This is a genomic window from Citrobacter sp. wls757, assembly GCF_005280935.1.
In the GTDB taxonomy this organism is placed as follows: domain Bacteria; phylum Pseudomonadota; class Gammaproteobacteria; order Enterobacterales; family Enterobacteriaceae; genus Citrobacter; species Citrobacter portucalensis.
Genome location: NZ_SZWU01000069.1, coordinates 86,143 through 99,627 on the forward strand (window position 1 = coordinate 86,143; position 13,485 = coordinate 99,627).

Annotated in this window: 14 protein-coding genes and 1 tRNA gene; 11 read left to right on the forward strand and 4 right to left on the reverse strand. The window is 55.1% G+C overall.

Annotated features, from left to right (window positions below; translation table 11 throughout):
- The 7 genes from FDW94_RS24545 to ureG all read left to right on the forward strand — a co-directional run.
- The coding region (locus FDW94_RS24545; protein WP_249358644.1) for an urease accessory protein UreD at positions 1-457 on the forward strand (457 nt) is incomplete at its 5' end.
- 10 nt (positions 458-467) lie between these two features.
- On the forward strand, positions 468-770 hold the full coding sequence (locus FDW94_RS19210; protein ID WP_003024678.1) for an urease subunit gamma: 303 nt from the start codon (positions 468-470) through the stop codon (positions 768-770).
- Between the two features lie 9 nt (positions 771-779).
- On the forward strand, positions 780-1,100 hold the full coding sequence (locus tag FDW94_RS19215; protein WP_057067197.1) for an urease subunit beta: 321 nt from the start codon (positions 780-782) through the stop codon (positions 1,098-1,100).
- Entirely contained in the window at positions 1,093-2,796 is a 1,704-nt protein-coding gene (ureC, locus tag FDW94_RS19220; RefSeq protein WP_048215519.1) for an urease subunit alpha, read from the forward strand. Before FDW94_RS19215 ends, ureC begins: the two co-directional genes overlap by 8 nt.
- Before the next feature lie 9 nt (positions 2,797-2,805).
- Entirely contained in the window at positions 2,806-3,264 is a 459-nt protein-coding gene (ureE, locus tag FDW94_RS19225; protein WP_137378096.1) for an urease accessory protein UreE, read from the forward strand.
- On the forward strand, positions 3,264-3,935 hold the full coding sequence (locus tag FDW94_RS19230; RefSeq protein WP_137378097.1) for an urease accessory protein UreF: 672 nt from the start codon (positions 3,264-3,266) through the stop codon (positions 3,933-3,935). Before ureE ends, FDW94_RS19230 begins: the two co-directional genes overlap by 1 nt.
- Before the next feature lie 9 nt (positions 3,936-3,944).
- Positions 3,945-4,562 (forward strand): urease accessory protein UreG, encoded by a 618-nt coding sequence (gene ureG, locus FDW94_RS19235; protein WP_137378098.1) that lies wholly within the window; start codon positions 3,945-3,947, stop codon positions 4,560-4,562.
- Positions 4,563-4,650: 88 nt separating this feature from the next.
- Here the strand turns inward: ureG and tsaD are convergent, their stop codons facing one another.
- Positions 4,651-5,664, reverse strand: coding sequence for a tRNA (adenosine(37)-N6)-threonylcarbamoyltransferase complex transferase subunit TsaD (gene tsaD, locus FDW94_RS19240; protein WP_003024694.1), 1,014 nt, complete (start codon positions 5,662-5,664; stop codon positions 4,651-4,653).
- A gap of 236 nt (positions 5,665-5,900) precedes the next feature.
- Here tsaD and rpsU point away from each other — a divergent pair, with 236 nt between their 5' ends.
- From rpsU to rpoD, 3 genes are all read left to right on the forward strand, one after another.
- Positions 5,901-6,116, forward strand: a complete 216-nt coding sequence (rpsU, locus tag FDW94_RS19245) for a 30S ribosomal protein S21 (protein ID WP_001144069.1) — start codon at positions 5,901-5,903, stop codon at positions 6,114-6,116.
- A 237-nt stretch (positions 6,117-6,353) separates the two neighbouring features.
- Positions 6,354-8,099, forward strand: coding sequence for a DNA primase (gene dnaG, locus FDW94_RS19250; RefSeq protein ID WP_137378099.1), 1,746 nt, complete (start codon positions 6,354-6,356; stop codon positions 8,097-8,099).
- Between the two features lie 283 nt (positions 8,100-8,382).
- Positions 8,383-10,230 (forward strand): RNA polymerase sigma factor RpoD, encoded by a 1,848-nt coding sequence (gene rpoD, locus FDW94_RS19255; RefSeq protein WP_003024699.1) that lies wholly within the window; start codon positions 8,383-8,385, stop codon positions 10,228-10,230.
- Between the two features lie 45 nt (positions 10,231-10,275).
- On the opposite strand, the gene mug is transcribed toward rpoD, so the two are convergent.
- Positions 10,276-10,782, reverse strand: coding sequence for a G/U mismatch-specific DNA glycosylase (gene mug / locus FDW94_RS19260; RefSeq protein WP_008785849.1), 507 nt, complete (start codon positions 10,780-10,782; stop codon positions 10,276-10,278).
- 125 nt (positions 10,783-10,907) lie between these two features.
- Here mug and FDW94_RS19265 point away from each other — a divergent pair.
- Positions 10,908-10,983, forward strand: a tRNA-Ile gene (locus tag FDW94_RS19265).
- A gap of 248 nt (positions 10,984-11,231) precedes the next feature.
- On the opposite strand, the gene FDW94_RS19270 is transcribed toward FDW94_RS19265, so the two are convergent.
- Positions 11,232-11,555 carry a DUF1889 family protein gene (locus tag FDW94_RS19270; protein WP_001573898.1) on the reverse strand — a complete coding sequence of 108 codons (324 nt, stop codon included), beginning with the start codon at positions 11,553-11,555 and terminating at the stop codon, positions 11,232-11,234.
- A gap of 109 nt (positions 11,556-11,664) precedes the next feature.
- Positions 11,665-13,479, reverse strand: coding sequence for a diol dehydratase reactivase subunit alpha (locus tag FDW94_RS19275; protein ID WP_137378100.1), 1,815 nt, complete (start codon positions 13,477-13,479; stop codon positions 11,665-11,667).
- Positions 13,480-13,485 lie beyond the last annotated feature (6 nt).

Genomic DNA, 13,485 nt, shown 5'->3' on the forward strand with positions numbered 1-13,485 from the left:
TCCCGGCGCCAACGCCGCTATTCAGACCGTCTTTCATCTGACATCCGCAAGCCGACTGCTGGCCTGGGATCTGCTGTGTCTTGGCCGACCGGTTATGCAGGAGACCTTCAGTTACGGCACGCTGCAAAACCGCCAGGAAGTATGGCGAGATGGGCAGCCACTGCTGATAGAACGCTTGCAGTTGCAGGAGGGGAATCTGAGCGGCGTCGCACATCATCCCTGGGTCGGCACGTTGCTGTGTTATCCGGCCAGCGAACATATGCTCGAGGGCACGCGGAAGCGGCTTACGGCGCTTGGCGATTACGCCGGGGCAACGCTTAACGATTCGCTGCTGACAATCCGTTTTCTTGCTAACGACAACCTGGTTGTCCAGCGCGTTATGCGCGACATCTGGCAATTTCTGCGCCCGCTGCTGACACACAAAGCGCCCGTACTCCCGCGAATCTGGCAAACCTAAGAGAACCCTTATGGAACTGACTCCCAGAGAAAAAGACAAGCTGTTGCTGTTTACCGCTGCGCTGGTGGCGGAACGTCGCCTGGCCCGCGGGCTGAAGCTGAACTACCCGGAATCGGTGGCGCTAATTAGTGCTTTCATCATGGAAGGGGCGCGTGACGGGCAAACCGTGGCCGCGCTGATGGAAGACGGGCGTCACGTCCTGCGCCGCGATCAGGTGATGGAAGGCGTACCGGAGATGATCCCGGATATTCAGGTTGAAGCCACATTTCCGGACGGTTCGAAGCTGGTCACTGTCCACAACCCGATCGTCTAAGGAGCGGCAATGATCCCAGGTGAATATCAGATCGCAAAAGGCAATATCGCGCTTAATCAGGGGCGGGAGACCTGCACGATCGTGGTGGAAAATCATGGCGACAGACCCATCCAGGTGGGATCGCACTATCACTTTTACGAAGTAAACCCGGCGCTGCGCTTTGACAGGCTGGCTGCACGCGGTTTTCGTCTGAACATTGCTGCGGGCACAGCGGTGCGTTTTGAGCCGGGACAAAAACGCGAAGTCGAACTGGTGCGCGTTGCTGGTGCACAAAGGATCGTGGGTTTTCGCAGCGAAGTGATGGGCGCACTGGAGGCAGATAATGAGTGACATTTCCCGGCAGGCATACGCCGACATGTTTGGCCCAACCACCGGCGATAAAGTGCGCCTAGCGGATACCGACCTGTGGATCGAGGTGGAACAAGACTTCACCACCTACGGCGAAGAGGTCAAATTCGGCGGCGGAAAAGTGATCCGCGACGGCATGGGCCAGGGACAAATGCGCGCCGATGCATGCGTGGATCTGGTGATAACCAACGCGCTGATCGTCGATCACTGGGGGATCGTGAAAGCGGATATCGGCATCAAAAACGGCAGGATCTTCGCCATCGGCAAAGCAGGTAATCCCGATATTCAACCCAACGTCACGATCCCGATAGGCGTAGGAACTGAAGTCATCGCTGGGGAAGGTAAGATCGTCACTGCGGGCGGCGTGGATACGCATATTCACTGGATCTGCCCACAGCAGGCGCAGGAGGCGCTGGTTTCCGGGGTGACGACGATGATCGGCGGCGGCACCGGTCCGGCGGCAGGCACTCACGCCACCACCTGCACGCCGGGCCCCTGGTACATCGCGCGCATGCTGCAGGCGGCAGACACGTTACCGGTTAACATCGGTTTGCTGGGCAAAGGCAATGGCTCAAACCCAGACGCCTTGCGCGAGCAAATCAGCGCGGGCGCAATTGGCCTGAAAATCCATGAAGACTGGGGCGCCACGCCTGCCGCTATCGACTGCGCGCTAACCGTGGCCGACGAAATGGACATCCAGGTCGCGCTGCACAGCGACACGCTCAACGAGTCCGGTTTCGTTGAAGATACGCTGGCGGCGATTGGCGATCGCACCATTCATACTTTTCACACTGAAGGCGCGGGCGGCGGCCATGCGCCGGATATCATCACCGCCTGCGCGCATCCGAATATTCTGCCCTCCTCCACTAACCCGACGCTGCCCTATACCGTCAACACTATCGACGAGCATCTCGACATGCTGATGGTTTGCCACCACCTCGATCCGGATATCGCCGAAGACGTGGCCTTTGCCGAATCCCGCATTCGCCGGGAAACAATCGCTGCCGAAGATGTGCTGCATGACATTGGCGCGTTTTCCCTGACCTCGTCCGATTCACAGGCGATGGGGCGCGTTGGCGAAGTGATCCTGCGTACCTGGCAGGTGGCGCACCGCATGAAGGTTCAGCGTGGCCCGTTGGCAGAAGAAACCGGTGACAACGACAACCTGCGCGTTAAACGCTACGTCGCCAAATACACCATCAACCCGGCATTAACCCACGGTATCGCCCATGAAGTCGGCTCCGTTGAGCCTGGCAAACTGGCCGATCTGGTGCTGTGGTCGCCCGCCTTTTTTGGCGTAAAACCGGCGACGATCGTCAAGGGCGGGATGATCGCCTGCGCGCCAATGGGCGATATCAACGCCTCGATCCCCACCCCGCAGCCGGTGCATTACCGCATGATGTTCGGCGCGCTTGGCGCGGCGCGGCACCACACCCGGCTGACCTTTATTTCGCAGGCCGCTGACGCGCAAAACATCCCGCAGCAGCTCAATCTGCAAAGCGCTATCGCCGTCGTCAAAGGCTGTCGGACAGTGAAAAAGGTCGACATGATCCACAACGGCCTGCAACCCAATATCACCGTCGATGCTCAGACTTACGAGGTGCGTATTGATGGCGAACTTATCACCAGCGAACCGGCAGATGTTTTGCCGATGGCGCAACGCTATTTTCTGTTTTGAGGAGTGACGATGATCTATCTGACCCAACGCCTTGACCACGCTCACCGCGTTACTGCAAGCGTCACGCTGCCCATTGATATCCGGGTAAAAAGTCGCGCCAGGGTAGCACTGAACGACGGTCGCGAAGCCGGGCTAATGCTACCGCGTGGTTTGCTGCTGCGCGGTGGCGATCTGCTAAGTACCGAAGATGGCAGCGAAGTGATCGAAGTGATCGCCGCACCGGAGTCGGTTTCCGTGGTGCGCTGCGCCGATCCTTTCCTGCTCGCCAAAGCCTGTTATCACCTCGGTAATCGCCACGTTCCGCTGCAAATCCTGCCTGATGAACTGCGTTACCATCACGATCATGTGCTGGACGACATGCTGCGCCAGTTCAACCTTGAGGTGACATTCGCCCAGTTGCCGTTTGAACCTGAAGCAGGCGCTTATGCCAGTGAATCACACGGGCATCACCACGGCCATGCGCACTGATGCATAACAGCCAACAGCTACGCCTGATGCAGCTCGCCAGCAGCGCGCTCCCGGTAGGGTCATTTACCTGGTCCCAGGGTCTGGAGTGGGCGGTGGAAATCGGCTGGGTGAAAAGCGTCGATGACTTCTCTGCCTGGCAAATCCAGCAGATGGAGCAGAACTTTTTTACCGTTGACCTACCGCTGCTGGCGAGACTGTATCGCGCCTGCGAGCTGGACGATCTCGACGCAGCACGCCGCTGGAGCGCTTACCTGCTGGCCTGTCGCGAAACCCGCGAACTGCGGGATGAAGAACGCAGTCGGGGTGCGGCGTTTACGCGGCTGGTCACCGACTGGGAGGCGGATTGCTCGCGAGAATGGCGCACCCTCTTTGTCGACAGCCAACTCTGCGGCATGGCCTGGCTGGGCGTGCGCTGGAAAATTCCGCTGACGGAGCTGGCGTTAAGCCTCGGCTACAGCTGGATTGAGAGTGCTGTCATGGCTGGCGTCAAGCTGGTTCCTTTTGGACAACAGGCGGCCCAGCGTTTGATTATTGCGCTCTGCGATCGCTATGCGCAGGGTTTGGCACAGGCGCTGACGTGTCCTGACACCAGCCTCGGCTCCGCAACGCCGTTGGCCGCTATCGCGTCTGCCCGGCATGAAACCCAATATTCCCGATTATTCCGCTCCTGAGGAGAAAAAATGAGTAACTACAAACATCCCTTGCGTGTGGGCGTTGGTGGCCCGGTTGGCTCGGGCAAAACGGCGCTGCTGGAAGCGTTATGCAAAGCCATGCGCAGCAGCTATCAATTGGCGGTAGTGACCAATGATATCTACACCAAAGAAGATCAGCGCATTCTCACCGAGGCTGGCGCACTGGAACCGGACAGAATCGTTGGTGTGGAAACCGGTGGCTGCCCGCATACCGCCATCCGCGAAGATGCGTCGATGAATCTGGCCGCCGTAGAAGCGCTGAGCGAGAAATTCGGCAATCTGGATCTGATTTTTGTGGAAAGCGGCGGCGATAACCTGAGCGCCACCTTCAGCCCGGAACTCGCGGATCTGACGATCTATGTGATCGATGTTGCTGAAGGCGAGAAGATCCCGCGTAAAGGTGGTCCGGGGATCACCAAATCCGATTTTCTGGTGATCAATAAAACCGATCTTGCCCCTTACGTCGGCGCATCGCTGGAGGTGATGGAGCGCGATACTTTGCGCATGCGCGGCGAGCGTCCGTGGACGTTTACTAACCTGAAGGCGGGCGACGGTCTGGCGACGATTATTGCGTTTCTGGAAGAGAAAGGCATGCTGCGGATGTAGTAAGAATTATCGCCGGGTGGCGGCTTCGCCAGACCCGGCCTACGGTTTTGTAAGCCCGGTAAACGCAGCGCCACCGGGCAAAAAAAACTTATGCTGCCGGTAATTCCGCCAGCGGCCAGCGTGGACGCACGGTCACGCCAAGATCCGCCGTTGCACCCGCTTTAAAGCGCACCATGCCCGCGTAGGCGATCATCGCCCCGTTATCGGTACAAAATTCCGGACGCGCGTAAAACACTTCGCCACGACGTTTTTGCATCATCTCAGCCAGCTTTGCGCGCAGCGTACGGTTCGCACTCACGCCTCCCGCCATCACCAGACGTTTAAAACCGGTTTGATCCAGCGCGCGTTTGCACTTGATCATCAGCGTATCAACCACCGCATCTTCAAACGCTCGGGCGATATCAGCGCGGGTCTGATCGTCATTTTCGTTATTACGAATGGTATTCGCAGCGAAGGTTTTCAAACCTGAGAAGCTGAAATCCAGCCCCGGACGGTCAGTCATCGGACGCGGGAAGACAAAACGTTTTTCAACGCCTTGTGATGCCAGCTTTGACAGCATTGGGCCACCAGGATAATCCAATCCCAGCAGCTTGGCGGTTTTGTCGAACGCTTCACCGGCAGCATCATCAATCGATTCGCCCAGCAATTCATACTGACCGATACCGGTGACGCTGATCAACTGCGTGTGGCCGCCGGAAACCAGCAGCGCGACGAACGGGAATGCAGGGGGATTATCTTCCAGCATTGGCGCCAGCAGATGCCCTTCCATGTGGTGCACAGGAATTGCCGGTACGCCCCAGGCGAACGCCAGCGAACGTCCTACGGTTGCGCCAACCAGCAGCGCACCAACCAGACCAGGACCTGCGGTATACGCCACCGCATCGATCTCTTTTGCCGTCAGTCCCGCTTCTTTCAGCGCGGCCTGGATCAACGGTACGGTTTTACGTACGTGATCGCGCGAGGCCAGTTCAGGCACTACGCCGCCGTAGTCAGCATGTAATTTCACCTGACTATACAATTGGTTGGCTAAAAGACCTTTTTCATCGTCGTAAATGGCGATGCCGGTTTCATCGCAGGATGTTTCAATACCCAGTACACGCATGACTTGTTTTACCTCGCTCTATTACCGCGCAGTGTAGGACCAATGCGGGTTGATGTAAAACTTTGTTCGCCCCAGGAGTTTCGCTCGTGTATACTCCTTGTCCTTATAAAAGTCCCTTTCAAAATCGCGTCGGTGCTTTACAAAGCAGCAGCAATTGCAGTAAAATTCCGCACCATTTTGAAATAAGCTGGCGTTGATGCCAGCGGCAAACCGAATTTATTAAAGGTGAGAGTTACATGCCGGTAATTAAAGTACGTGAAAACGAGCCGTTCGACGTAGCACTGCGTCGCTTCAAGCGTTCATGCGAAAAAGCAGGTGTTCTGGCGGAAGTTCGTCGTCGTGAGTTCTATGAAAAACCGACTACCGAACGTAAGCGCGCTAAAGCTTCTGCTGTGAAACGTCACGCGAAGAAACTGGCTCGCGAAAACGCACGCCGTACTCGTCTGTACTAATCCATTGAGAGCCAAAGCTCTCAATTCAGACTGAGTTGTAGTTGTAAGGCCGTGCTTCCGGAAGGAATGCGCGGCTTATTTTCGTTTATACACGTCATCATTCAAGCTGCCTCAGCGTTGGCTGCAGTCGCTCACCCCAGTCACGTACAGCTGTACGCTCCTGAGGATTCGCTTCCTTGCCGCCTTGATGCATCCTGAATGATTTTGTGTATATGAGTCATCAAAAAACAGGGGCTTATGGCTGGACGAATTCCTCGCGTTTTTATCAATGACCTGCTGGCAAGAACCGACATCGTCGATCTCATCGACGCGCGGGTAAAGCTGAAAAAGCAGGGCAAAAATTATCACGCGTGCTGTCCGTTCCATAACGAAAAAACCCCCTCTTTCACCGTAAACGGTGAAAAACAGTTTTATCACTGCTTTGGGTGTGGCGCGCATGGCAACGCCGTCGACTTTCTCATGAACTACGACAAGCTCGAGTTTGTGGAAACCGTCGAAGAACTGGCCGCAATGCACAACCTTGAAGTGCCCTATGAAGCAGGCAGTGGCCCCAGTCAGATAGAGCGCCATCAACGGCAAAGCCTTTATCAATTGATGGACGGCCTGAACACTTTTTATCAACAGTCTTTGATGCAGCCCGCCGCTACCCCTGCGCGCCAGTACCTGGAAAAGCGAGGATTAAGTAGCGACGTTATCACCCGTTTTGCTATTGGTTTTGCGCCCCCCGGCTGGGACAACGTCCTGAAACGGTTTGGCGGCAATGCTGAGAATCGCAAATCGCTGGTCGATGCGGGGATGTTGGTCACCAACGATCAGGGACGCAGTTACGATCGCTTCCGCGAACGGGTGATGTTCCCCATTCGCGACAAACGTGGTCGAGTCATTGGTTTTGGTGGACGCGTGCTGGGCGATGCCCTGCCGAAATATCTGAACTCCCCGGAAACCGATATTTTCCATAAAGGCCGCCAGCTGTATGGCCTTTATGAAGCCCAGCAGGATAACGCCGATCCACAGCGCCTGTTAGTGGTAGAAGGCTATATGGATGTGGTGGCGCTGGCGCAATACGGCATTAACTACGCCGTGGCATCCCTAGGGACGTCAACTACTGCCGATCACATCCAACTGTTGTTCCGCGCGACGAACAACGTAATTTGCTGTTACGACGGCGACCGTGCCGGACGCGACGCAGCATGGCGCGCGCTGGAAACCGCACTGCCCTATATGACAGACGGACGCCAGCTACGCTTCATGTTTTTACCTGACGGCGAAGACCCCGATACGCTGGTGCGTAAAGAAGGGAAAGAGGCCTTTGAGGCCCGGATGGAGCAGGCGCTGCCGCTCTCCGCGTTTTTATTTAACAGCCTGCTGCCGCAGGTGGATTTGAGTACCCCGGACGGACGCGCACAGCTCAGTACGCTGGCATTACCGCTGATTACTCAGATACCAGGCGAAACGTTGCGCATTTACTTGCGACAGGAGTTGGGGAACAAGCTCGGCATTCTGGATGACAGCCAGCTTGAACGTTTAATGCCTAAACTGGCAGAAAATGGGGCTTCCCGCCCTGTTCCACAGCTAAAACGTACGACCATGCGTATACTTATAGGGTTGCTGGTACAGAACCCGGGCCTCGCCCCGCTGGTTCCACCGTTAGGCGCACTGGATAGTAATAAGCTGCCTGGACTTGGCTTATTCAGAGAACTGGTCAACACTTGTCTGGCTCAGCCAGGTCTGACCACCGGGCAACTTTTAGAACACTACCGTGGCACAAATGATGCTGCGACCCTTGAAAAACTGTCGATGTGGGACGATATAGCAGATAAAGATATCGCGGAAAAAACCTTCACCGACTCACTCAACCATATGTTTGATTCGATGCTTGAACTGCGCCAGGAAGAGTTGATAGCTCGTGAGCGCACACACGGTTTAAGCAGCGAAGAACGCCGGGAACTCTGGACACTGAACCAGGAACTGGCCAAGAAATAAGAGAAAGACAAACAAAGACAAAATCATTCGCGTTGTATCAAGGCAGCAAGTGAACGAACGCCTGGGAGTGTACATAAGTACATGACCAGGAAGAGAGAACACAGCTAACGCAGAGACAACGTGAAAGATGAAGTATTTAACGGCTTAACTGCCGAATATCGATCGGGAAGCCCCCGACAGCCGCACGGAGAGGCAGCGGCAAAATATAAGTATGCCCTCGTTTTGCCGTTGGCGGTTTTACCGCCCAACACCAATCAAACGAATTAAGTGTGGATACCGTCTTATGGAGCAAAACCCGCAGTCACAGCTGAAGCTTCTTGTCCAACGTGGTAAGGAGCAAGGCTATCTGACCTATGCCGAGGTCAATGACCATCTGCCGGAAGATATCGTCGATTCAGATCAAATCGAAGACATCATCCAAATGATCAATGACATGGGTATTCAGGTGATGGAAGAAGCACCTGATGCCGATGATCTGCTGCTTGCTGAAACCTCCAACAGCACCGATGAAGACGCGGAAGAAGCGGCTGCCCAGGTTCTGTCCAGCGTTGAGTCCGAAATCGGTCGTACGACTGACCCGGTCCGCATGTACATGCGTGAAATGGGTACCGTTGAACTGTTAACCCGCGAAGGCGAAATCGACATCGCTAAACGCATCGAAGACGGGATTAACCAGGTTCAATGCTCCGTTGCCGAATACCCGGAAGCTATCACCTACCTGCTTGAGCAGTACGATCGCGTAGAAGCTGAAGAAGCACGTCTTTCCGATCTGATCACTGGCTTTGTCGATCCAAATGCGGAAGAAGACATGGCGCCAACGGCGACCCACGTCGGTTCTGAACTCTCTCAGGAAGAGATGGATGACGATGAAGACGAAGATGAAGAAGATGGCGACGACGACAGCAGCGATGATGACAACAGCATCGACCCTGAGTTAGCGCGTGAAAAATTCGGTGAACTGCGTACTCAGTACGAAATCACTCGCGACACCATCAAAGCGAAAGGCCGCAGCCATGCTGCCGCGCAGGAAGAAATTCAGAAGCTGTCCGAAGTGTTCAAACAGTTCCGCCTGGTGCCGAAGCAGTTCGACTACCTGGTAAACAGCATGCGCGTCATGATGGACCGCGTGCGTACTCAGGAACGTCTGATCATGAAGCTCTGCGTTGAGCAGTGCAAAATGCCGAAGAAAAACTTCATCACCCTGTTCACTGGCAACGAAACCAGTGAAACCTGGTTCAACGCGGCAATCGCGATGAACAAACCGTGGTCTGAAAAACTGCACGACGTTGCAGATGACGTTCACCGCGGCCTGCAGAAACTGCAGCAGATTGAAGAAGAAACCGGCCTGACCATCGAGCAGGTTAAAGATATCAACCGTCGCATGTCCATCGGTGAAGCGAAAGCCCGCCGTGCGAAAAAAGAGATGGTTGAAGCGAACTTACGTCTGGTTATCTCTATCGCTAAAAAATACACCAACCGTGGCTTGCAGTTCCTGGATCTGATTCAGGAAGGTAACATCGGTCTGATGAAAGCGGTTGATAAGTTTGAATACCGTCGTGGTTACAAGTTCTCCACCTATGCAACCTGGTGGATCCGTCAGGCGATCACCCGTTCGATCGCGGATCAGGCGCGTACCATCCGTATCCCGGTACATATGATTGAGACTATCAACAAGCTCAACCGTATCTCCCGTCAGATGCTGCAAGAGATGGGCCGCGAGCCGACGCCAGAAGAACTGGCTGAGCGCATGCTGATGCCGGAAGACAAGATCCGTAAAGTGCTGAAGATCGCTAAAGAGCCTATCTCCATGGAAACGCCAATCGGCGACGATGAAGATTCGCATCTGGGTGATTTCATCGAGGATACCACCCTCGAGCTGCCGCTGGACTCTGCGACCACCGAGAGCCTGCGTGCCGCAACGCACGACGTTCTGGCTGGCCTGACCGCCCGTGAAGCGAAAGTTCTGCGTATGCGCTTCGGTATCGATATGAATACCGACCACACGCTGGAAGAAGTGGGTAAACAGTTCGACGTTACCCGCGAACGTATCCGTCAGATCGAAGCGAAAGCGCTGCGTAAACTGCGCCACCCGAGCCGCTCTGAAGTGTTGCGTAGCTTCCTCGACGATTAATCTCGCCGTATAAGTTCAAACGCCACCGCAAGGTGGCGTTTTTCTTTACATCCCGCGCATGACCAGCGCATCATCCAACTCGCGATACGCCTCCACCAGCTTATCCAGTGTAATCCGGCTCAATCCGCTGGGATTCGGCAATACCCAAATCTGCGTCGCGCCAATGGTCAGCGTCTGTTTTCCCCACTGCGCCCCACGCTGGCTAAGCCCCTGCTCAAATGCCTGTTTCCCAAGGATAGCGAGCGCGGCTGGCTGATACTCTTCTATTTTCTCAATAAGCAGACGACCGCCGCTACGCATCTCTTGTAGCTTCACTTCATTGGCTTGTACCGTTGGTCTGTCGACAAACTTAGTCACGCCGCAGCGAAAGTCCAGCAGATGCTGTGCCTCTTCAGGTTTAAGCTGGCGATCGGTAAATCCCGCCTGATGGATAACCTTCCAGAAGCGATTAGCGGGGTGCGCAAAGGGGAATCCTGTACCTGCGGAAGAAAGCCCCGGATTGATACCGCAAAACACCACCCGCAGCTCCGGTGCCAGTATGTCCTTAACCATAATTACTCCGAACAATACATCAGAGGAACCAGTATAACGGACTGAAAATACATTGTTTATAAAAACAGCATCCGTACGCTTATGTCTGGATTGCAACGCGGAGTTACTTTATAATCCACCGCCACGGCCCCTTAGCTCAGTGGTTAGAGCAGGCGACTCATAATCGCTTGGTCGCTGGTTCAAGTCCAGCAGGGGCCACCAAATCTCAAGGACTTGCGAGAAATCGCAGGTCCTTTTTTTATGGGCATTCCGTGGAAATTGGCATGTAGCAAAATCAATACTTGCTTACATCAATATGTTGAATGAGTACACAGAAGAACATGGCTGGCGGGGGCTAAAGCTATTTACGCGATACACCTGTTCAGAAAACAGCATGTTAATGGCAACCCCATCTGGACGCCGCCATCCTGGGATGGAAACGTCCGTTAGAGTTTAATTCGATAGTCAGCTCACACTAGCTCTTTGAGCTGCTCCTGCATATAGGTTGAAAAATACTCTGGGTTCTTGATAAGGATGCGGTTACCGGAGGCGACTTTTTCTGCCCATCCGGCCACTTTTTTCGTGAACTCGGGATTCCATCCCTCTTGCTCACCCCGTGCCATCACAACTTCCGGACTCGCTGGCACACCTAAGTCATGCAAATACTTTAAGATTCCCTTAGCGGTACTTTCATCCATTGAATGTGGTACTGACGCCGAAGTGTTCATACCACCAATAAAATCCAATGCTTTCTCAATTGCTGTTGGCATGCTCTTATCCTTAAAATTAACCACGTGAGAGACACATTTATACTATGTACCCAACTCCGCCGGGATATCAAAGAGAACATCGCCTTTATTTGACTTACCCCGCAGCTAAACGCTTGCGCGGCTGTTTTCTGCGCTATTTTTTTGCTTCTCCGGCTAAAACTAGCCCAGTTGCCACCGCATTACGCGGCCCTTCGGTACCTCGAATATTACCCTGCCCGGCGACAACGCCGTAATGCGCCAGCGCATCGGTGATCATCTGCGGGATTTCGAAATCCAGCGAAGAACCGCCTACCAGCACCACAAAAGTCATATCGCGAATAGAGCCACCGGGTGACACCTGGCGTAACGCGCGCAGGCAGTTGGTCACAAAAACCTTCTCTTTAGCCTGTCGGCGCACCAGACGGATTTTTTCCAGCGAGGTCTGGTTATCTACCGGGATCAGCTCACCCTCTTTCAAGTACACCACTTTGGCGAATACTGACGGACTGAGCGGTTCGCGGAAAAACTCCACCGCGCCGTTCTCATGGCGAATGCTGAACAGGCTCTCCACTTTTGCCAGCGGGTATTTTTTTATTTCCTCCGCCAGAAATGCATCGCTTAAGCCCAGCTCAGTTTGAATCAACAGGCTGACCATATTCCCCGCGCCGGCCAGATGTACCGCTTTCACTACGCCGTCGCTATTGATGACGGCGGCATCGGTAGATCCTGCGCCTAAGTCAAGGATCGCCAGCGGTGCGGCGCATCCGGGCGTAGTTAACGCCCCCGCCACGGCCATGTTAGCCTCCACGCCGCCCACCTCAACCAGAGTGTTTAACCGGACGCTCAGCTCACTGGCGATGGCCTGCATCTGTAAACGATCGGCTTTCACCATCGCCGCAATGCCCACGGCGTTCTCCATTGAACACTCTCCGGCGATGCCGCCCTGCACCTTGCGCGGAATAAATGTATCGACCGCCAATAGATCCTGAATATGCACCGTGTTCATGTCATGACCGGTCAGCGAGGCCATCACCTTACGCACCCGCTCCAGCATGCCGCCTGCGTGCGTACCAGCTTCCCCACGAATATCGCACACGGGCGCACAGGCGCTCATCGCCTGCATAATGGCCTGTGCGCCTTGCGCTACGTCGGCTTCACTACTGCGCTTTTCGCCACGGATAACGATCTTGCCTGCCGGGATAATCCTTGAGCGCACATCACCCTGCGGGGTTTTCAGCACCACGGCGGAACGGTTGCCAATCAGCGCTCTGGCGATGGGGACGATAGTTTGCGTTTCCTCCGGCGTCAGGGCAAAGAAGGTCGCGATGCCGTAAGGATTCGACAGCACCCGCACCACCTGTCCCGGGGCCGCCACTTCCACCGCCGCCAGCACGCCTTCCGGCACCTTCTCCAGCAGAGTGACTTCATCAACCACCGGTATTGGCCGGTGCAGGCGATTATTCACCAGCACGCCATCATCCTTTTTCAGGATGGCCGCCACTACGTTGATGCCGCGATCCATCGCTTCATTGATAAACCAAACCGCCTCAAGGAAATCCATCTCCTCGTCCACCAACGGGATCCAGCCCTGGGCAAATCGATCCTCATCCAACGCCGCCAACTTCTCCACGGCGATGGTGGTTCCCATGCCCACGCCAACGCCGCCGGGCGTTTGCGGGTTATGGCCAATCATCGTTGATTCGGTAATGATGGTTTCAGTGATGGTTTCCATCGCCACATCGCCAATAACCGGCGCGGCCTCGTTGATGCAGATTTTTGCCACATCCTGCAGCGACCACGGCGTTTTATCCAGCGCCTGCTGCAGGGACGCGACTACCCCGGCGATATTTTCCCGCGTGCCTTTCATCCCGGTCGTGGCGACAATCCCGCTGGCGATAAACCGGCCATCCTGCGCCAACGCCACTTCGGTGGTGGCGTTGCCGATATCGATCCCTGCAATTAACGGCATGCTGCC

Bases quoted from the DNA above. Each gene is read 5' to 3' on its own strand.
- FDW94_RS19210 (WP_003024678.1), top strand. From the start codon at position 468: ATGGAACTGACTCCCAGAGAAAAAGACAAGCTGTTGCTGTTTACCGCT.
- FDW94_RS19215 (WP_057067197.1), top strand. From the start codon at position 780: ATGATCCCAGGTGAATATCAGATCGCAAAAGGCAATATCGCGCTTAAT.
- ureC (WP_048215519.1), top strand. From the start codon at position 1,093: ATGAGTGACATTTCCCGGCAGGCATACGCCGACATGTTTGGCCCAACC.
- ureE (WP_137378096.1), top strand. From the start codon at position 2,806: ATGATCTATCTGACCCAACGCCTTGACCACGCTCACCGCGTTACTGCA.
- FDW94_RS19230 (WP_137378097.1), top strand. From the start codon at position 3,264: ATGCATAACAGCCAACAGCTACGCCTGATGCAGCTCGCCAGCAGCGCG.
- ureG (WP_137378098.1), top strand. From the start codon at position 3,945: ATGAGTAACTACAAACATCCCTTGCGTGTGGGCGTTGGTGGCCCGGTT.
- tsaD (WP_003024694.1), bottom strand. From the start codon at position 5,664: ATGCGTGTACTGGGTATTGAAACATCCTGCGATGAAACCGGCATCGCC.
- rpsU (WP_001144069.1), top strand. From the start codon at position 5,901: ATGCCGGTAATTAAAGTACGTGAAAACGAGCCGTTCGACGTAGCACTG.
- dnaG (WP_137378099.1), top strand. From the start codon at position 6,354: ATGGCTGGACGAATTCCTCGCGTTTTTATCAATGACCTGCTGGCAAGA.
- rpoD (WP_003024699.1), top strand. From the start codon at position 8,383: ATGGAGCAAAACCCGCAGTCACAGCTGAAGCTTCTTGTCCAACGTGGT.
- mug (WP_008785849.1), bottom strand. From the start codon at position 10,782: ATGGTTAAGGACATACTGGCACCGGAGCTGCGGGTGGTGTTTTGCGGT.
- FDW94_RS19275 (WP_137378100.1), bottom strand. From the start codon at position 13,479: ATGCCGTTAATTGCAGGGATCGATATCGGCAACGCCACCACCGAAGTG.